The sequence below is a fragment of the Streptomyces sp. NBC_01261 genome, from assembly GCF_036226385.1.
Lineage (GTDB): Bacteria > Actinomycetota > Actinomycetes > Streptomycetales > Streptomycetaceae > Streptomyces.
Window position 1 is genome coordinate 1,630,432 of record NZ_CP108463.1, and the last position, 17,732, is coordinate 1,648,163.

The 17,732-nt window shown below is 70.3% G+C and carries 19 protein-coding genes; 6 read left to right on the forward strand and 13 right to left on the reverse strand.

Annotated elements, in window-relative coordinates; translation table 11 throughout:
- Positions 1–17: 17 nt before the first annotated feature.
- Positions 18–1,172, forward strand: a complete 1,155-nt coding sequence (locus OG226_RS07185; RefSeq protein WP_328675878.1) for a betaine/proline/choline family ABC transporter ATP-binding protein — start codon at positions 18–20, stop codon at positions 1,170–1,172.
- 15 nt (positions 1,173–1,187) lie between these two features.
- On the opposite strand, the gene OG226_RS07190 is transcribed toward OG226_RS07185, so the two are convergent.
- The 6 genes from OG226_RS07190 to OG226_RS07215 form a co-directional block, all read right to left on the reverse strand.
- Positions 1,188–1,766, reverse strand: coding sequence for a hypothetical protein (locus OG226_RS07190; protein ID WP_328675879.1), 579 nt, complete (start codon positions 1,764–1,766; stop codon positions 1,188–1,190).
- 51 nt (positions 1,767–1,817) lie between these two features.
- Complete coding sequence (locus tag OG226_RS07195; protein ID WP_328675880.1) at positions 1,818–2,768, reverse strand: ABC transporter substrate-binding protein; 951 nt, start codon at positions 2,766–2,768, stop codon at positions 1,818–1,820.
- On the reverse strand, positions 2,765–3,436 hold the full coding sequence (locus OG226_RS07200; protein ID WP_328675881.1) for an ABC transporter permease: 672 nt from the start codon (positions 3,434–3,436) through the stop codon (positions 2,765–2,767). The genes OG226_RS07195 and OG226_RS07200 overlap by 4 nt, the downstream gene beginning before the upstream one ends.
- Entirely contained in the window at positions 3,433–4,113 is a 681-nt protein-coding gene (locus tag OG226_RS07205; protein ID WP_328675882.1) for an ABC transporter permease, read from the reverse strand. Before OG226_RS07205 ends, OG226_RS07200 begins: the two co-directional genes overlap by 4 nt.
- A gap of 62 nt (positions 4,114–4,175) precedes the next feature.
- The gene (locus OG226_RS07210) at positions 4,176–4,544 is read right to left on the reverse strand and encodes a hypothetical protein (protein ID WP_328675883.1); all 369 of its coding nucleotides are present in this window, start codon (positions 4,542–4,544) and stop codon (positions 4,176–4,178) included.
- Entirely contained in the window at positions 4,541–5,146 is a 606-nt protein-coding gene (locus OG226_RS07215; RefSeq protein WP_329348320.1) for a DUF4232 domain-containing protein, read from the reverse strand. Before OG226_RS07215 ends, OG226_RS07210 begins: the two co-directional genes overlap by 4 nt.
- A gap of 222 nt (positions 5,147–5,368) precedes the next feature.
- Here OG226_RS07215 and OG226_RS07220 point away from each other — a divergent pair, with 222 nt between their 5' ends.
- A complete protein-coding gene (locus tag OG226_RS07220) occupies positions 5,369–6,151 on the forward strand; it encodes an ABC transporter ATP-binding protein (RefSeq protein WP_328675885.1) in 783 nt (260 codons plus the stop codon).
- A gap of 3 nt (positions 6,152–6,154) precedes the next feature.
- Positions 6,155–7,465 carry an FtsX-like permease family protein gene (locus OG226_RS07225; protein WP_329348321.1) on the forward strand — a complete coding sequence of 437 codons (1,311 nt, stop codon included), beginning with the start codon at positions 6,155–6,157 and terminating at the stop codon, positions 7,463–7,465.
- 187 nt (positions 7,466–7,652) lie between these two features.
- On the opposite strand, the gene OG226_RS07230 is transcribed toward OG226_RS07225, so the two are convergent.
- Positions 7,653–8,222 (reverse strand): TetR/AcrR family transcriptional regulator, encoded by a 570-nt coding sequence (locus OG226_RS07230; protein ID WP_328675887.1) that lies wholly within the window; start codon positions 8,220–8,222, stop codon positions 7,653–7,655.
- A gap of 150 nt (positions 8,223–8,372) precedes the next feature.
- On the opposite strand from OG226_RS07230, the gene OG226_RS07235 reads away from it, so the two are divergent.
- Together OG226_RS07235 and OG226_RS07240 are read left to right on the forward strand one after the other, a co-directional pair.
- A complete protein-coding gene (locus OG226_RS07235) occupies positions 8,373–9,230 on the forward strand; it encodes an AAA family ATPase (protein ID WP_328675888.1) in 858 nt (285 codons plus the stop codon).
- Entirely contained in the window at positions 9,227–10,588 is a 1,362-nt protein-coding gene (locus OG226_RS07240; protein WP_329348322.1) for a vWA domain-containing protein, read from the forward strand. Before OG226_RS07235 ends, OG226_RS07240 begins: the two co-directional genes overlap by 4 nt.
- Positions 10,589–10,603: 15 nt before the next feature.
- Here OG226_RS07240 and OG226_RS07245 read toward each other — a convergent pair whose 3' ends face one another.
- Positions 10,604–11,305 carry an SDR family oxidoreductase gene (locus tag OG226_RS07245; RefSeq protein WP_328675890.1) on the reverse strand — a complete coding sequence of 234 codons (702 nt, stop codon included), beginning with the start codon at positions 11,303–11,305 and terminating at the stop codon, positions 10,604–10,606.
- A gap of 123 nt (positions 11,306–11,428) precedes the next feature.
- On the opposite strand from OG226_RS07245, the gene OG226_RS07250 reads away from it, so the two are divergent.
- Positions 11,429–12,415, forward strand: a complete 987-nt coding sequence (locus tag OG226_RS07250; protein ID WP_443066872.1) for a D-cysteine desulfhydrase family protein — start codon at positions 11,429–11,431, stop codon at positions 12,413–12,415.
- Between the two features lie 92 nt (positions 12,416–12,507).
- On the opposite strand, the gene OG226_RS07255 is transcribed toward OG226_RS07250, so the two are convergent.
- The 5 genes from OG226_RS07255 to OG226_RS07275 all read right to left on the reverse strand — a co-directional run bounded on the left by OG226_RS07255 (position 12,508) and on the right by OG226_RS07275 (position 17,553).
- The gene (locus OG226_RS07255; protein WP_329348324.1) at positions 12,508–13,485 is read right to left on the reverse strand and encodes a pyridoxal-phosphate dependent enzyme; all 978 of its coding nucleotides are present in this window, start codon (positions 13,483–13,485) and stop codon (positions 12,508–12,510) included.
- A complete protein-coding gene (locus OG226_RS07260; RefSeq protein WP_329348325.1) occupies positions 13,482–14,189 on the reverse strand; it encodes a helix-turn-helix transcriptional regulator in 708 nt (235 codons plus the stop codon). Before OG226_RS07260 ends, OG226_RS07255 begins: the two co-directional genes overlap by 4 nt.
- Before the next feature lie 87 nt (positions 14,190–14,276).
- Positions 14,277–15,179, reverse strand: a complete 903-nt coding sequence (locus OG226_RS07265; RefSeq protein ID WP_329348326.1) for a carbohydrate ABC transporter permease — start codon at positions 15,177–15,179, stop codon at positions 14,277–14,279.
- A complete protein-coding gene (locus OG226_RS07270) occupies positions 15,176–16,105 on the reverse strand; it encodes a carbohydrate ABC transporter permease (protein ID WP_443066873.1) in 930 nt (309 codons plus the stop codon). The genes OG226_RS07265 and OG226_RS07270 overlap by 4 nt, the downstream gene beginning before the upstream one ends.
- Before the next feature lie 140 nt (positions 16,106–16,245).
- Positions 16,246–17,553: an ABC transporter substrate-binding protein gene (locus OG226_RS07275; RefSeq protein WP_329348328.1), complete on the reverse strand. Its 1,308-nt coding sequence runs from the start codon at positions 17,551–17,553 to the stop codon at positions 16,246–16,248.
- Positions 17,554–17,732 lie beyond the last annotated feature (179 nt).

Genomic DNA, 17,732 nt, shown 5'->3' on the forward strand with positions numbered 1-17,732 from the left:
GCCGTTAGCGTGAGGACATGATCCGGTTCGAGCAGGTCAGCAAGCGGTACCCGGACGGTACGACGGCCGTGGACGGGCTGTCCTTCGAGGTGAACGAGGGCGAACTCGTCACGCTCGTGGGCCCCTCCGGCTGCGGCAAGACGACGACCATGATGATGGTCAACCGCCTCATCGAGCCCACCTCCGGCCGGATCCTCGTGAACGGTGAGGACATCGCCACCGTCGACCCGGTGCGACTGCGCCGCCGTATCGGATACGTCATCCAGCAGGTGGGCCTCTTCCCGCACCGCACGATCCTCGACAACACGGCGACCGTGCCGTCCCTGGTCGGCTGGAAGCGGACGAAGGCGCGGGCCCGGGCCGCCGAACTGCTCGATCTGGTGGGCCTGGACCCGAAGACGTACGGCCCGCGCTACCCGGAGCAGCTCTCCGGCGGCCAGCGGCAGCGCGTCGGGGTGGCGCGCGCACTCGCCGCCGATCCGCCGGTGCTGCTGATGGACGAACCGTTCGGCGCGGTCGACCCGGTGGTGCGCGAGCAGTTGCAGGACGAGTTCCTGCGGATGCAGGCCGCTGTGCGCAAGACGGTGCTGTTGGTCACGCACGACATCGAGGAGGCGGTAAGGCTCGGCGACCGTATCGCCGTGTACGGGCAGGGGCGGATCGAGCAGTACGACACCCCCGGCGCGGTGCTGGGCAAGCCGGCGACGCCGTATGTAGCCGAGTTCGTGGGCGCGGACCGGGGTCTGAAACGACTGTCGGTGACGGAGATCGAGCCCGACGACCTGGAGCAGCCGCCGGTCGCCCGCGTGGACGAGCAGGCACAGCGGGCCGCCGACCGGCTGCGGGTGGAGGGCGCGCGGTGGGCGGTGGTCCTCGACGAGCAGGGCGAACTGCAGGGCTGGGTCAAGGCCGACGAACTCGCCGCGGGCGGCACGGTCGGTGAACTCGCCCACCGCATGAACGCGTGGGTGCCGGTGGGCGCCCCCTTGAAGCAGGCGTTCGGCGTGATGCTCCAGCACGACGCCGGGTGGGTCGCCGTACTGGACGGGGCACGCTTCCTCGGCGTGCTGACCCCCGCGAAACTGCACGAGGCGCTACGGCGGTCCGTGGACGCGGACGCGCTCGGGGTGCCCCGGGGACAGGTGGACTTCGACTCGGTGGCGGACGCGTGAGGAGCGCTCGGCGGCTCAGGAGTAGGTGAGGGGGCAGCCCTGCCGGAGCGCGTGCTGGGCCGCGCGCAGATACAGGGCCACGTAGAAGGCCGTGTCCAGGTCCTCGCTCCAGAGCCCGGGACGGGCTGCCGCCCACTCCTCTGCTTCTCCCTCCAGGAACCAGAAGGTGAGGGCCAGGTTTCCCGTCACCTCCGGTATCCCGACGGGCAGTTCAAGTGCCGCGGCCAGGCGCTCGGCCAGGGCCAGCACCTGGGGTGCGCCCGCGATCACCGTCTCGTCCGTGTACGCGGAGCCGATCGGCAGGCGTATCTCCTCGTCGAGCGAGACCGGCACCAGCACTGTCCAGTCGCCGATCAACTCATGCTCGGCAGGCGTCAGTCGGGCGCGGCACAGCGCGTCGAACCCCTGCATGGACGGGCTCAGTTTCTCCTCGAACGCCGACCCGAAGTCCCGCTCGGGCACGGACGCGTACGGCGGCAGCCCGCGCCGGGCCAGCTCCGCGTCGAGCCCCTTGGCGATCGCACCCATGCCCCCTTCCCCCGTGTCCTCACTCAGCCACTCCCCCGCACCGACATCGACCAGATAGACACCCATGCCGGAAAGGTACAAGCCGCCACTGACAATGCGCCTGGCTCCGCTTCCGCCTCACTTCAGCAGGCCCTTGTCCTTCAAGTACGTCCGCGCCACGTCCTGCGCCAACCGCCGCCAGCTGTCCACCTGTTGGTTCATGGACGCCAGGTCGGCCGTGGTAAGAACGTCATTCAGTCTCCCCAACGCCTTGGTCACGCCGGTGCTGCCCGCCCGGGAGCGGTTGACGACCGGGACGACGTAGTCGGCGTTCTGGAGGTGCTTGTCGTCGGCGAGGAGGACGAGGCCGAACTGGTCGAGGGTCGCGTCGGTCGTCGTGGTCAGCACCATCTGGTCCTGGCCGTTGCGCACCGCGCTCTTCGCCTGTGTCGTGCCGACGCCCTTCGGGTCGACGGCGGTGATGTCGATGCCGTAGGTCTTCTTCAACCCCGGTTCGCAGTAAGGCCGTTGCACGCACTCGTCGCCCGCCGCGAGCCGCACCCTCAGTCCCGAGGCGCCGAGGTCGCTGAGGGTCTTGAGGTGGTGTTCCTCGGCGTACGAGCGGGCCACCGCGAAGGCGTTCTGGTCGACGGCCCTGCCGGGGTCGAGGACGGTGAGGCCGCGGGGCGTGGCCAGTCGGCGGAGTGCCTTCATCGTGGTGGCGAGGTCGGGTGAGCCGACGGCGGGTGCGTCGGGGCCGTTGGTCTTGGCGTTGAGCCAGTCGGCGAAGGTGGCCGCGTACTCGGGCACGACGTCGATCTGCCCCGATTCCAGGGCGGGTTCGTAGAGTTCGCGGTTGGCGACGGTGAGCAGGGACGTCTGGTAGCCGGCTTGCTTCAGCAGGAGCGAGTACATCTGGGCGAGCAGGTCGCTCTCGGTGAAACCGGCCGATCCGATGGTCAGGTGATGGCTGTCGCCGGGTGGTGCGGTGACGGCGCTCTGGTTCTCCAGGGACGGGCCGGTCGAGCAGCCCGCGACCAGGAGGAGGAGACCGGCCGCGGCCGTGCGTCGCAGTCGCAGTCGCTTCATCGCGCTCTCCCCGCCCATCGGGGCGCCAGCCGTTCGGCGACCTCGAAGACGCCCTCGACAAGCAGCGCGAACACGGCGACGAGTACGGCACCGGCCACCACCTGCGCGGTGTTGGCGAGGTTGAAGCCGGCGGTGATGATGCGGCCGAGTCCGCCGCCGCCCGCGAGTGCGGCGATCGTGGCGGTGGCGACGAGTTGGACGGCCGCGATCCGTACGCCGTTCATCAACAGCGGGAGCGAGAGCGGCAGTTCGACACGGAACAACATCTGACGACCTGTCATTCCCATCCCGCGCGCGGCCCGCACCACATCGCGGTCGACCTCGCGCATGCCGACGTAGGCGTTGGTGAGCAGGGGCGGTACGGCGAACAGGACCAGGGCGACGACCGTGGGCCCCTCGCCCCACTGGCCGACCGGGGTCAGGAGCAGCAGGACCAGAACGGCGAAGGTGGGTACCGCGCGGCCGATGTTGGAGATGTTCACGGCGAGCGCGCCGCCCTTGCCGAGGTGGCCGAGGACGAGCGCGATCGGCAGCGCGATCAGACAGCTGATGACCAGGCACACGACCGTGAGCACGAGGTGCTGCGCGAGCCGGTGCCAGATGCCGTCGTCGCCGGACCAGTGGGCGGAGTCGGTGAGCCAGTGCCAGGCGTCGGTCAGGGTGTTCATCCGCGCACCGCCCTTGTCCAAGGGGTGATCAACCGTTGCACGAGCAGCAGGAGCAGGTCGGCGACGATCGCGATCACCACGCACAGCACGGACGCGGTGAGCACCTGCGCCTTGAAGTAGGTGTTCATGCCCGCGTAGATGAGGTTGCCGAGTCCCCCGAAGCCGACGATCGCCCCGACCGTGACCAGGGAGACCGCCGAGACGGTGGCGATGCGGAGGCCTGCCATCGCGGCGGGGAGCGCGAGGGGCAGTTCCACGGTGAGAAGGAGGCGGATCGGGCCGTAGCCCATGCCGCGTGCGGCCTGTCGGGTCTCCTCGGGTACGGCGCGCAGGCCGGCCAGGATGTTCCGGACCAGCAGGGTGAGCGAGTAGAGGACGAGCCCGGCGACGACGAGGGTGGCGGAGAGGCCGTAGACGGGCAGCAGCAGGGAGAACATCGCGAGGGACGGGATCGTGTAGAGGATCGTCGTCACCCCGAGCACCGGGCCCGCGGCCCAGCCCCAGCGGCGGGCCACCACCGCGAGCGGCAGCGCGATCGCCAGGCCGATCAGCACCGAGATCGCGGTCAGCTGGAGGTGCTGGACGACCGCGTCGACGAGGATGTGGCGGCGGGTGCTCAGGTACTCGCCGCAGATCCACTCGTTGCGGGCGAGGCAGTCGTCCGGGGGCGCGGTCACAGGTTCATTGCATCGGGCGGGGCCGGGAGCGGCGCGTTCTGGTGACCCGTATGGGCGGTCGGTCAGGGGTTCCAGTAGGTGGAGAGGGAGGCGATGAAGGCCGCGGCGGAGGTGAGGACCACGAGTTGGGTGACGGCCGTGGTCCAGAGGCGGCAGGCGATCGCCAGGGCGACGGTCACGGCCTCGACCCGGCAGAGGAACATGACGCAGTCGTACTGATAGGAGAGGGCGGTGGAGTCCGCCGGGCCGGGGTATCCCATCCAGCCCTCCGTGAAGACGCCGTCGCCGCCCAGCGCGAGGATCGCCGCGACGAAGAGGACGTCCAGGCCGACGAGAAGCGCGCAGAGGACGCCGTCGGTTCGCCTGTGTTCGGGAGAGCGGCGCAGAACACGCCCCACGAAGCCGACTGCGGGGGTGTCGGGGTCCGTCATGGGGTGCCTCCGCCGGAGCCAGTGGTGCTGGTGCTGGTGCTGGTGGTGGTGCTGCTGCGCCATGGTCCGACGCCGAGTCGTCCCGTCGTCCCGAGGTCGAGCCCGCCGTCCGGTGACAGGAGGACGGGCAGCGCCCCGGAGCGTGCCTCGACCGTCAGATACGGCACGTGGGCCGCGCCGCCGAAGCCGGTGGTGTTGCGCCACAACAGGCCGGCGGAGGCCCTCTCGCCGGGGGCCGGCGTCACCGCGTTCGGCGGTTCGTCGAATCCGCCGACCGTGGCGATGCCGGCACTGCCGTGGAGCACCGAGACGCCGGTCACGTGCCGCTGGTCGCGGTCGAGGAGCCGGATCTCGGGGTAGCCCTGGACGCGGTAGGCGCGGGTGCCGCAGTTCTCCAGGGTGAGGTCCATGGCGCGCAGTCCCATCGCGGGGTTCACCGGTCCGGCCGTGACGCGGATGCCCTCGTGCGGGCAGACCGGGCCCGGCTGCGCCCGTCCGGCGGCGGGATCGTCGTAGGCCACGTCCGCGACCGTCCAGATGACGGCCCCGACGAGGAGCCCCACCACCGCGACCAGCGCGGAGTCGTACCCGCTTCTCGGCATCCTTCTCGGCATCCACGAAGTCGATCAAGCCAGGGGCGGGATCGCTGTGGCGGAAGCCATACCTCCGGTCACAGCCCTGTCACAGCAGGTGCTGCGGACCCGAGCGCGGGGGTGTCGCTGAGTACACCCCGCGATACGGGTTCTGCGCCCAATGTGCGCAACCGGCGTTCTCCGTAGCGTCGTTGACGAGGCACAGGGCGTGCCGCACGGAGGGTGACGGCGATGTTTCGCAGCGCACGACGGACACACGACAAGGGACCCGCCGCGGAGGCGCTGCGGCTGGTCAAGGTGAGCAGGACCTACGGCCGTGACGACAGCGCCGTGACCGCTCTGGACGGGGTGACGCTGAGCCTGGAGCGGGGCACGTTCACGGCGGTGATGGGGCCTTCGGGGTCCGGGAAGTCGACGCTGTTGCAGTGTGCGGCGGGGCTGGATCGGCCGGACAGCGGGATCGTGATGGTCGACGGTGCGGAGATGACCGGCGGGAGCGAGGCGGAGCTGACGCGGTTCCGGCGCAGTCGGATCGGGTTCGTGTTCCAGCAGTACAACCTCCTCGACACGCTCACCGTCGCGCAGAACACCGTGCTGCCGCTGAAGTTGGCGGGGCGGCGCGTCGACCGGCGGCAGGCCCAGGAGGTCCTGACCGCGGTCGGGCTCGGCGACCGGCTCGGTCACCGTCCCGACCAGCTCTCCGGCGGTCAGCGGCAGCGGGTCGCGATCGCCCGCGCGCTGGTCACCGAGCCTCGGGTGATCTTCGCGGACGAGCCGACCGGCGCTCTGGACACGCGCAGCGCGCGGGATGTGCTGCTGCTGTTGCGGGAGGCGGTGCGGGTGCACGGCCGGACCGTGGTGATGGTGACGCACGACCCGGTCGCGGCCTCGTACGCCGACTCGGTGGTGTTCCTCGCGGACGGCCGGCTCGCCGGCCGGATGCACGCGCCGACCGTCGACGCGGTCGCCGAGCGGCTCGCGCACCTGGGCGACGACATGACGGTGGGGGTGTGAGCGATGTTCGTACTGGCGATGCGTTCGATCCGGCAACGGCCGGGCCGTTTCCTGGCGACCCTGCTGGCCGCGTTCCTGGGCGCGGCGATCATCATGACGTTCAACTCCCTTCAGGACACGGCGAATCGGCACGGCATCGACTCGGTCAGCGCCGACACGCTGTCCACGTCGGCGAGTGTCGTCGGGGGGTACGGCACCCTGCTGGTGTTCTTCGCCGTGGCGTCGACGCTCACCGTCAACGTCCGTCAACGGTCGCGGGAGTTGGAGACCCTGCGCTGCTCGGGGGCGACCCCGGCGCAGCTGAAGCGGATGGTCGTGGGTGAGGCGGTGGCGGTCGCCCTGCTGGGCGCGCTCCTCGCCGTCGGTCCCGCGATGCTCGGCGGCCGGGCGCTGCTCGGAGCGTTCAAGGACAGCGGTCAGGTCGCCCGGTCCGTCGACTACTCCTTCGGCCCCTTCGCCCTCCAATCGGGCCTGGGCATCACGCTGTTGGCCTCGGCGGGCGCCGCGTTCCTGGCCGTACGACGGGCGACGCGCGGGCAGCGGCAGCGGGGCCGAGCCCGGACGTTCCTCGCCTACGGCGCGCTGGTCGCGGGTGTGGTGTCGGTGTCGTCGACCTTCGCCCTCTCGGCCACGGACGCGGCGTTGATGGCGGCCCCGGCGTACGGCGCGATCCTGCTCTCGGTCGGCCTCGCCCTGCTGGCACCACGCCTGCTGAAGGACCTGCTCGACCGGCTCCAACTGACGGGCGCGAGCGGCTGGTTGGCCGTCCGCAACCTCCGCGAGCGGACCGACCAGCTCGCCGGGATCCTGATGTCGCTGATCCTCTTCACGGCGGTGTCCACGGCGACGCTGTACATGCAGGCGGTGGAGAGCGACGCGGTGAGGGCCTCGGGCCTGACGAAGTCGGTGGACGCCAAGAACCTGGAGACCCTCAACTTCACGGTCGTCGGCATCATCGTGGTCTTCGTCTGCGTGATGCTGGTCAACTCCCTTTACTCTGCGACGACTTACCGCTCCCGCGAGTTCGGCGGCCAGCGCCTGGCGGGTGCGACTCCGGGTCAGGTGCTGCGCACGGTCGCCACGGAGACGGCGATCCTGACGATCACCGGCATCCTGTCCGGCACGGCGGCCGCACTGGCGGGCATCATCCCGTTCACCATCGTCCGTACCGACTCGGTGCTCCCGCACCAGGGACTCGGAATCTGGCTCACGGTCGTCGCGGTGGCAGCGACGTTGACCCTGGGCACGAGCCTGCTGACGGCCCGGCGCGTGCTGCGCACACCGGCGGTGGAGGCGGTGGCGCTGGCAGCGTGAGCACGGTCGGACGGGAAAGGGGCAGCCGCTACGCCGGCTGCCCCTGCCTCATGTCCAGGGGGGCTGCCAAATACGCCGGGTTCGGCCCCACCCCAAGGGGCGCGGGGCTGTATCGATATGCGGCTCCGCCGCGTGGGCGCGACCAGCCACGACGGCGCCGCGGCCAATCAACGACATGACCCAACGCTCAGACAACGCCCGCCGCATCCAGCAACGTCCGCACGGTCTCCACGGTCAACCCGTCCAGGGACTCCAACTTCGCACCGGCACGAGCACTGGCCCCGTCGAAGACCAGCATCAACTGCCGTGCCAGCAACCCCGGATCACGTGCGCCACCCAACTCGGCCTGCTCCCGGAACGCGTCCCGCAACTTCTCCTTGGCGACCCGGGCAACCCTGCTCGCCGGATGCTCGGGATCCTTCAGCTCGACCATCGTGGCAAGAAAGGGACACCCCAGATAGCCGGCCTCGGTCGACGACTCCTCCGCCTGTTCGAAGACGTACAGGATGCGCTCACGCGGCGTACCGGCATCGTCCGGACCGGGCATGAGCCGCGCCGCGTACCCGGGGGAACGCCGCTCCAGGCTCGCGGCGAGTACCTCGTCCTTGCTGTCGAAGAGCTGGTACATCGACCGCTTCGAGACCCCGGCGGACTTGCAGAGCGCCTCCACGCCGATGGAGACACCGTCGCGGTAGAACAGCTCGGCCGCCGCGTCGAGCAGCCGGTCCCGGGGTGACGCCTTGTCTGTCGTGGCCATAGTCCGAGGTTACCGCGCCGAGAGCCAGGAGGAAACCGATCGGTGTACGAGCTTGCGCGGGCAGCTGATTCCGGGTGACAGTGAAGGTGAACAAGCGCTTAGATATGTTGCCGCGCACCGACGCACCACCCGCGATCCGCCGGAGGCCCCGTGTTCCGTTCCGTCGACGAAGTCGCCGCACGCCTCGCCGAGACCGGCTATCTGGCGTCACCCGCGGTCGCCACGACCGTCTTCCTCGCCGACCGCCTGGGCAAGCCGCTCCTCGTCGAGGGCCCGGCCGGCGTCGGCAAGACGGAGCTGGCCAAGGCCGTCGCCGAAGTGGCCGGCGCCGAGCTGATCCGGCTCCAGTGCTACGAGGGCGTCGACGAGTCCCGGGCGCTGTACGAGTGGAACCACGCCAAGCAGCTGCTGCGCATCAGCGCGGGCCGCGACGAGAGCTGGGACGAGACCCGCACCGACATCTTCAGCGAGGAGTTCCTGCTCCCCCGCCCGCTGCTCACGGCGATCCGCGGCGACGACCCGAAGGTCCTGCTGATCGACGAGACCGACAAGGCCGACGTCGAGGTGGAGGGTCTGCTGCTGGAGATCCTCAGCGACTTCCAGGTCACCGTCCCGGAGCTGGGCACGATCACCGCGACCCGCCGCCCCTTCGTGGTCCTCACCTCGAACGCGAGCCGCGAGCTCTCCGAGGCCCTGCGCCGCCGCTGCCTGTTCCTCCATATCGGCTTCCCCGACGAGGAGTTGGAGCGTCGGATCGTACGGCTGAAGGTGCCGGGCATCGGTGCGGCGCTGGCCGGGTCGGTGGTCCGGGTGGTCGGGGCGCTGCGCGAGATGGAGCTGCGGAAGGTGCCGTCGGTGGCCGAGACCATCGACTGGGCCCGCACCCTCCTGGCGCTCGGCGCCGACACCCTCGACGAGACGGTCGTACGGGACACCCTCGGCGTGCTCCTCAAGCATCAGGACGACATCCTCCGGGCCGCCGCCAAGCTCGACCTGGACGCCGTGTGACCGCCGCCGGTGTCACCGAGCGGCTGACGGGCCTCGTCGGGGCGCTGCGCGCGCACGGTCTGCGCATCGGCACCGGCGAGACCGTGGACGCGGCGCGTGCGGTGGAGGCGCTCGGGCTCGCCGACCGCGAGCTGCTCCGCGAGGGACTGGCCGCGACGCTGCTGCACGGCACGGGCCAACGCCCGGTGTTCGACCCGGTCTTCGACCTCTACTTCCCGCGCAATGTCGGAGCACCCCAGGGCGAGCCCGCCGCCGACCGCGAGGACCTCCGCGACCGGCTCGCGGCAGCCCTAGCCGCCAACGACCAAGCTCTGATGGGGCAGTTGGCGGCGGAGGCCGTCGACGGTTTCGGCGGATACGGCAACTCGCCCTCGTCGGACGGCTGGTCGTCGTACCAGACGCTGGACCGGCTGCGTCCGCAGACGCTGCTGGCCCGGGTGCGTACGAGCATCCGAGCGGAGGGAGCGGGCGGGTCCGGGTTCACCGACCGGCTGCTCGACGACGAGATCCGGCAGCGCATCGAGGGGTTCCGGCGGCAGGTCGCCCTGGAGGCGCGGCGCCGGGTCGCCGAGCGGCGCGGCCGGGACGAGATCGCCCGGCGGGCCATCGCGCCGACGGCCGACCGCGTCGACTTCCTGTTCGCCGGACGGGCCCAACTGGCCGAGTTGCGCAGGGCGGTTCAGCCTCTGGCCCGGAAGCTGGCCACCCGTCTCGCCGCGCGCCGCCGCCGCGCCTCCCGGGGCACGATCGACCTCCGCCGCACCCTGCGCGGCTCCCTGTCCACGGGCGGGGTGCCGATGCGGCCGGTGCTGCGCCGACGCCGGCCGGTCCGGCCCGAACTGGTGCTGCTGTGCGACGTGTCGGGCTCGGTGTCGGGCTTCTCCGACTTCACGATGCTGCTGGTGCAGGCGCTGCACGACCAGTTCAGCAAGGTGCGGGTGTTCGCCTTCGTCAACCGCCTCGACGAGGTGACGCCGCTCCTCGTCCACGGCACGGCCGACCCCGAGGGCCTCGGCACCCGCATCCGCGACGAGGCCACCCTCACCGGCTGGCACGGAAGCAGTGACTACGGCGTCGCCCTGGGCGAGTTCGCGGAGCGGTACGGCGACGCGGTCGGCCCGCGTACGACCGTGTTCGTGCTCGGCGACGCCCGCACCAACATGAGCGACCCGAACCTCCCGACCGTCCGGCAGATCGCCCAACGGGCCCGCCGGGTCCACTGGTTGAACCCCGAGCAGCGCACCCAGTGGGGGACCGGCGACTCGGCCGCGCCCGACTACGCGGAGCTGGTCGAGATGCACGAGTGCCAAAACGCGCAGCAACTCAGCGCACTGGTCGGCCGGTTGCTGCCGATCTGATCACTGCCGGTCCGGTCAGGCGGCCAACTGCGGGTACAGGGCGCCGCCTTCGGCGGAGAGCCCGGCCTTGACCTGGCGGGTCAGGTCGTCGGCCAAGACCTCGAAGGCGCCGGACTCGATGCCGTCGAGGGCCTGCGCCGCCACGCTCTCGGGAGTGGACTTGGGTGCGTCGACGTGCGCGGCCATGTCGGTGTCGACGTAGCCGACGTGCAGTCCGGTGACGTCGATCCCGCGCGGCTTCAGGTCCAGGCGCAGGGAGTTGGTCTGTGACCAGAAGGCGGCCTTGGACGCGCTGTAGGAGCCGGCGAGACCGATCCAGGACAGCACCGAGTGGAAGTTCAGGATGTGGCCGCCGCCGTTGCGCTCGATGATCGGCACGAAGGCACGCGTGACGAGCAGCGGGCCGTAGAAGTTGGTCTCGAACTCGCGGCGGATGTCCTCGATCGGCGAGTCCAGGAAGTTCGCGTTCACGGACGCGCCGGCGTTGTTGATCACGATCGTGACGTCCTGCGCCTGTTCGGCCGCCGCCGCGACGGAGGCGGGGTCGCTGACCTCCAGCGCCAGCGGTACCGCGTCCGGGTGCGTGACGGTCTTCGGGTCGCGGGCGGTGGCGTACACCTTCTTGGCGCCGCGCTCGTACAGGGCCTCGACCAGCGCCCGGCCGATGCCGCGGCTGCCGCCGGTGACGAGGACGACGGAACCTTCGATGTTCGTCATGGGGGGATCTCCTGAGCTGAGGCGAAGAGCGGGGGAAACCGATCGGTTTCCTCATGTGGACCACAGTAAACCGATCGGTTTCCATGGGCAAGTCCACCAGCGGATCGGTCTCCGAAACGCGCGATGATGTACGCCATGAGCGACGAGCCGCACAGCGCCCCGCACGTGGAACTGGCCACCTTCCCCACCCCCGTCGAACCGGCCCCGAGACTCGCCACCGCGATCGGGCTCGGCCCGGACGACCTGTGGATCAAGCGCGACGACCTGACCGGCCTCGGAGGCGGCGGCAACAAGATCCGCAAGCTGGAGTGGACCGTCGGCGCGGCGCTCGCCGAGGGCGCGGACACCCTGGTCACGACCGGCGCCCCGCAGAGCAACCACGCCCGCCTGACCGCGGCCGCCGGAGCCCGGCTGGGCCTGGACGTGGTACTGGTGCTGCGTGGCTCGCCGGGTGTGTCGCGCTCGGGGAACCTCGCCCTCGACGGCCTCTTCGGCGCCCGGATCGCCTGGGCGGGCGATGTGGAGCAGGCAGGGCTGGACGGGGCGGCGGCCGAGGTCTGCGAGCAACTGCGCAGGTCGGGCGCGAGGCCCGCGCTGATCCCGTTCGGCGGTTCCAGCGTGCTCGGGGCACGCGGTTATGCGCGCTGCGGCGAGGAGCTGCGCCGACAGCTCCCGGATCTCCGTACGGCCGTCGTCGCGCTCGGCTCGGGCGGCACGATGGCGGGGCTGGTGGTCTCGCTCGGGGCGGCGGCGGTGCTCGGCGTCGATGTGGGTGCACTGCCCGAACCGGCCCCCGCCGTAAGCGAGTTCGCGGGACTGCCCTCACCGGAGGGACTACGGGTACGGCGCGACCAGATCGGCAGCGGCTACGCCACGCTCACCGCACCCACCGCGGACGCCCTCGTTCTCGCCGCCCGCACCGCCGGGCTCGTCCTCGATCCGACATACACGGGACGCGCGATGGCCGGCCTGATCGCGGCCGTGCGGGACGGCGACATCAGGCCGGGCGAGCGGACCGTGTTCGTGCACACGGGCGGGCTGCCCGGCCTGTTCGGACACGCGGAGGCGGTTGCGTACGCCGAGGGGCAGGTCGTCCGGTACGGGTCATGACGACGCGCCGACCTCGGAATCGGAAGCTGACGACGGAATCGGAACCGGACGCCCGCGTGAGCCGTGAGGCATCAGGCATCAGGCATCAGGCATCAGGCAGGGCTGCTCGCGCACAACCGCGCGAACCGCTCGCTGTCGATGTTGCCGCCCGAGACGATCATCCCCACCCGGCGCGGGAGTTGGCCCGCGCGCCCGGCGAGGAGCGCGGCCAGCGGGGTGGCGCCGCTGGGCTCGACGACGATCTTCAGCCGCTCGAAGGCGAACCGCATCGCGTCCTTGATCTGCTCGTCGCCGACCAACGCGATGTCGTCGACCAGTCGTTGGTTCACGGAGAAGGTCAACTCCCCCGGTGTATCGGCCGCTTGTCCGTCGGCGATGGTGCGCGGCACCGGGATGGACACGCGCCGGCCCGCCTCCAAGGAGCGCTTGGTGTCGTCACCGGCCTCCGGTTCGACGCCGATCACACGGGTGCGCGGGTGCAGTCCCTTGACGGCGGTGGCCGTCCCGGCGATCAGCCCGCCACCGCCCACAGGCACGATCACAGCGTCCAACTCCCCCACTTCCTCGACGAGTTCGAGCGCCGCCGTGCCCTGCCCCGCCATGACGTGCGGATGCTCGTAGGGCGGGATGAGGGAGAGCCCCCGCTTGGCGGCCAGGGCCTCGCCGATGGCGACCCGGTCGCCGCTGTAACGGTCGTACGTGACGACCTCGGCGCCGTATCCCTCGGTGGCGGCCCGCTTCGAGGCCGGGACGTCCTCGGGCATGAGGATCACCGCGGTGGTGCCGAGTTCGCGGGCGGCGAGGGCGACGGCCTGGGCGTGGTTGCCGGAGGAGTAGGCGGCGATACCGCACGCGAGTTGGTCCGGTGTCAGCCGGGAGGCCGCGTTGTAGGCGCCGCGGAACTTGAAGGCGCCGATCCGCTGGAAGTTCTCGCACTTCAAGTACACCTCGGCGCCGACGAGTTGATCGAGGGTGCGCGAACGCAGTACCGGTGTGCGGTGTGCGACGCCCTTGATCTGGGCGGCGGCGCCGAGGACGTCGTCGAGGGTGATGGGCGGGGTGGTGGTCACGCGGTTCCTCCATCGGAAGCGGGAGCGGAAGTGACGGGGGTGCCGGTCGCGGCTCGCGCCTGGGCGAGGTAGCTGTAGGCGGAGGCCCGGGAGATGCCGAGCCGGGCGGCGACCTGCTCGATGGCCCGGCGCACGGCGAACACCCCGTGCTCGTCGAGACCGCGGAACAGCTCCAGCCGCTCCGCGCGGTCGAGTTGGACCCAGGTTCTGCTCCGCCACAGCTGATGGGCGTCGACGATGGCCTCGACGACGGAGTCGATGTCATTGCCGAAGGTGGTGGTGGCCGGCGCCTGGGCCGCGACACCCCCACCGATCCCGGCCAACAGAGCCTGCGCCTGCCGCACGGCGGTCACGTCGACGTTGACGCAGAGCGCGCCGAACACCGCGCCCGTGGAGTCCCGTAGCACCATCGTGGACGACTTGAGCTGCTGCCCGCCCTTGGTCCGGGTGAGGTAGTTCAGCTCGTCGGCCGCCCCGTCCCCGCGCGCCAGCATCCGCAGCCCGATCTCGCTCATCGCCCCGCCCACCGACCGCCCGGTCAGCGCTCCGGCGACGGCGACCACCGACTTCTCCGGTTGCCGGTAGTCGTGCAGCACCACCTCGCACACCGGACCGAACGTCGCCGCGATCCCGTCGACCACGGGCACCAACGCGGCGATGATCGCGTCGCGTTCGGCGTCCGGGGCCGGGTTGCCGTCCGCCATTCCCACCCCTCGTTTCAGACTGTGCGTCCAAACATTATATCCACAGTCCAAAACAATCCCGGCCGACCGTCATCGGATCCCTTCGGCCTACTTGAGGCCACCGGTCACCAGGTCGATGCGCCAGTACCGCTGCAGGGACAGGAAGAGCGCGATGACGGGGACGACGGACAGCAGTGTGCCGGTGATCACCAGCGAGTACAGGGATGCCTGGTTGGCGCCGTGCCGCAGCAGGCTGTAGAGGCCGACCGTCAGCGGGAACTTGTCGTCGTTCGTCACCATGACGAAGGGCAGCAGGAAGTTGTTCCAGATGAGGATGAACTGGAGCAGGAAGACGGTGATCAGTCCGGGCGCCATCAGCCGCAGCCCGATCGCGGAGAACATCCGCCACTCGCTCGCCCCGTCCATCCGCCCGGCGTCGAGCAGCGAGTCGGGTACGGAGGCCGCCGCGTAGATCCGGCACAGGTATATGCCGTAGGGGTTGAACAGCTGGGGCAGGATCACCGCCGAGTAGCTGTCGGTGATGCCGACCCGGGCAAGCAGCAGGTACTGCGGCACGGCCAGCACGACCTGCGGCAGCAGGACGCCGGCCAGGATGGTGTTGAAGAGCAGGGTCCGGCCCCGGAAGCGGTACTTGGCGATGGCGTAGCCGGTCGCGGCGGAGACGGCGGTGGCCACGAACCCGCCGACCCCCGCGTACAGGAAGCTGTTGAGCATCCAGTGCCAGAAGATGCCCGAGTCGTACGAGGAGAGGTCGGCGACGTTGTCCACCAGCCCCGAGCCGAACGACGGGAGATAGGTCGCGGTGGAGAACAACTCGCTGCGCGACTTCGTGGACGCGATCAGGATCCACAGCGTCGGCACCAGGCAGTAGACGGCTCCGAGCAGCAGTATCACGGTGGGCAGCAGGGCGATCCGTCTGCGGCGGGGTCGTCCGGTCCGGGTGGCGGTCACCGGGGACGCCACGGGACGGGCGGGCGAGTCGATGGTCATCGTCCCTCCTTGCCGGCGGCTCCGGCGGCGCCCCACCAGGTCTGCGCGAGGCGTCCGACGATCACCGAGACGGCGAGGATCCCGGCCGCGAAGACGACCGAGGTGGCAGCCGCGAGGTTGATGTCGGAGTCGACGAAGGCGTCGGTGTAGATCTTCATCAGGGGAACCCAGGTCAGGGAGATGGCGTTCGACAGCGGCTGCAGCGTGTTGGGCTCGTTGAACAGTTGCAGCGCGGCGAGCACGGTGAACAGGGTGCACATGGCGATGGCGGGACGGATCAGGGCCACCTTCACCCGCAGCGCTATCTGGAGTTCGGAGGCTCCGTCGATCCTGGCCGCCTCGTAGATCTCCGGCGGAAGCGCGCGCAGGGACGTGTACATCACCACCATGTTGAAGCCCACCGCACCCCACACCGCGATGTTGGCGACCGAGACGTAGACCATCGAGCTGCCGAAGAAGTCGAGGTGCTGGCCACCGATGGGGCTGGTCGCCGGCAGGTAGAGGAAGCCCCACAGGAGGGTGGCGATGACGCCGGGCACCGCGTACGGCAGGAAGATGGCCAGCCGTGCGAACCGGGTGAGCCGGGCTCGCGCCGTGTCCAGGAGGAGCGCGAACAGCAGGGCGAGAAGCACGGTCGCCGGTACGGTGATCGCGCCGACCAGGAGCATCCGGAGCAGGCTGTGCCACAGCTCGGTGTCGTGGATCACGGTGGAGTAGTTGTCCAGGCCCGCGAAGACCGTTCTGCTGCCTGTTCCCAGCAGGCCCCCGCTGACCTTGCGCTGCTGGAAGCTGAGGAACAGCGCGTAGCCCCCGGGGGCGACCACGAACAGCAGGAGGAGCAGGATCGCGGGCAGGACCAGCAGATAGGGCAGACGGCTGTGGCCCGCCCGGCGGGCCCGCCGCGACATGCTTGTCGCCATCGACATCGTCCTCATCGGATGAATGGCTGGTGCCAGTGACTGGTTGCTTCGGTGCCTGGTTGTTTCGGTGGTTGATGCCGGCGGAGCCGGCCTGGCCGCCCGGCGCGGGGGTCAGGAGCCCGCGCCGGGCGGTCGGGGCGCCCGGGCTAGTTCAGGGTGAACCCGAGCTTCTTCATGCCGGCCGTGGTGTTGTTCTGCATGGTGTCCAGCGCCCCGGTGAACGAGCTCCCGGACTGCAGCGCCGCGCCGAAACCGTCCCGGTACGCGGAGAAGGTCACTGTGACGTTCGGGCCCCACATCGAGAAGCTGCGGGCGCCGGGTGCGACCTTCTTCACCTCGGCGTAGAAGTCCGGCTGGTTCGGGAAGAAGGCCGGCGGCTGGTCGAGGATCCGCAGGGCGCGCCCCGAGGTCGAGGCCGGGTAGATGTTGATGTTCCTGACCTGGGCCGTGACCGCCTTGTCGTCGGTGTTGAGCCAGCTCGCGAACTCCGCCGCCTCGGCGGGGTGCTTGGAGTCGGTGGTGACCGTGATGGCCGAGCCACCCCAGATGCCGGTGGTGGTGTCGCCCGCCGTCCAGGCCGGGAGCGGCGCGGCGGTCCACTTCCCCTTGGTCGACGGGGCGATGCCGCCGATCTGCGCCGGGGCCCAGGCTCCGGAGATCCAGGTGAGGAGGGTGCCGTTGTTCATCTCCTTGTTCCACTGCGGGGAGAAGGAGGGGTTCTTCTTCACCAGCCCCTTGTCGACCAGGCCCTGCCAGTAGTCGGCGACCTTGTCACTGGCCGTGCCGTTGATGTCCACGTGCCAGGAGTCGTCCTGCGTGGTCCACCAGTCCGCTCCCGCCTGCTGGGCGAGGCCGGTGAACCAGCCGGGGTCGGCGGCGTCGAAGTTGGTCATCGAGGCGCCGGGGTCCTTGGCGTGCAGCTGAGCGGCCACCTGCGCGTACTCCTGCCAGGTGGTGGGCACCTTCAGGCCGTACTTGTTGAACAGGTCGGCCCGGTAGAACATCATCAGCGGGGCGAAGTCCTGCGGGATGCCGTAGACCTTGCCCTGGAAGCGGGTCTGGGCCAGCGTCGCCGCGTCGAAGTCCGTGACCGCCTTCTTCGTCTCGGCGGTGATGTCGCGGACCACGCCGTTCGCCACCAGGCCCGGCAGCGACTGGTACTCGACCTTCGCGATGTCGGGGGCGGTCTTCGCCTGGTGCGCGGTGATCATCTTGCTGACGAGCTGGTCACCGCCGGCCGGGTTGCTGAGGGCGACCTGGATGTTCGGGTGCGTCGAGTTCCACAGGGCGACGACCTTGTCCATGCCCGGGTCCCAAGCCCACATGGTCAGGCGGACCTTGCCACCGGTGGGCGCCGATCCACTGTCGGAGCCCCCGCCGCCTCCCCCACAGGCGGCGAGAACCAGTGTTGCGGCCAGGGTGGCGCCTGCGACTGCGGCGAATCTGGTCTTCATTGGCCAGTGCTCACTTTCATGTCAGAAGAGGGCCTGCTGCGGTCGTCCCGCCACTGAGGCAGTCGCCCGGTGGTCCCCCTTGGGACCTGAACCCATGGCCGACCAGCAGTCGACCTGCTCCGACTTTGACTTCGACTTAAGCTAAGTCGCGGCTGAGGTGGGGTCAATATGGCCGACGT

Bases quoted from the DNA above. Each gene is read 5' to 3' on its own strand.
- OG226_RS07185 (WP_328675878.1), top strand. From the start codon at position 18: ATGATCCGGTTCGAGCAGGTCAGCAAGCGGTACCCGGACGGTACGACG.
- OG226_RS07190 (WP_328675879.1), bottom strand. From the start codon at position 1,766: ATGGGTGTCTATCTGGTCGATGTCGGTGCGGGGGAGTGGCTGAGTGAG.
- OG226_RS07195 (WP_328675880.1), bottom strand. From the start codon at position 2,768: ATGAAGCGACTGCGACTGCGACGCACGGCCGCGGCCGGTCTCCTCCTC.
- OG226_RS07200 (WP_328675881.1), bottom strand. From the start codon at position 3,436: ATGAACACCCTGACCGACGCCTGGCACTGGCTCACCGACTCCGCCCAC.
- OG226_RS07210 (WP_328675883.1), bottom strand. From the start codon at position 4,544: ATGACGGACCCCGACACCCCCGCAGTCGGCTTCGTGGGGCGTGTTCTG.
- OG226_RS07215 (WP_329348320.1), bottom strand. From the start codon at position 5,146: ATGCCGAGAAGCGGGTACGACTCCGCGCTGGTCGCGGTGGTGGGGCTC.
- OG226_RS07220 (WP_328675885.1), top strand. From the start codon at position 5,369: ATGTTTCGCAGCGCACGACGGACACACGACAAGGGACCCGCCGCGGAG.
- OG226_RS07225 (WP_329348321.1), top strand. From the start codon at position 6,155: ATGTTCGTACTGGCGATGCGTTCGATCCGGCAACGGCCGGGCCGTTTC.
- OG226_RS07230 (WP_328675887.1), bottom strand. From the start codon at position 8,222: ATGGCCACGACAGACAAGGCGTCACCCCGGGACCGGCTGCTCGACGCG.
- OG226_RS07245 (WP_328675890.1), bottom strand. From the start codon at position 11,305: ATGACGAACATCGAAGGTTCCGTCGTCCTCGTCACCGGCGGCAGCCGC.
- OG226_RS07250 (WP_443066872.1), top strand. From the start codon at position 11,429: ATGATGTACGCCATGAGCGACGAGCCGCACAGCGCCCCGCACGTGGAA.
- OG226_RS07260 (WP_329348325.1), bottom strand. From the start codon at position 14,189: ATGGCGGACGGCAACCCGGCCCCGGACGCCGAACGCGACGCGATCATC.
- OG226_RS07265 (WP_329348326.1), bottom strand. From the start codon at position 15,179: ATGACCATCGACTCGCCCGCCCGTCCCGTGGCGTCCCCGGTGACCGCC.
- OG226_RS07270 (WP_443066873.1), bottom strand. From the start codon at position 16,105: ATGTCGATGGCGACAAGCATGTCGCGGCGGGCCCGCCGGGCGGGCCAC.
- OG226_RS07275 (WP_329348328.1), bottom strand. From the start codon at position 17,553: ATGAAGACCAGATTCGCCGCAGTCGCAGGCGCCACCCTGGCCGCAACA.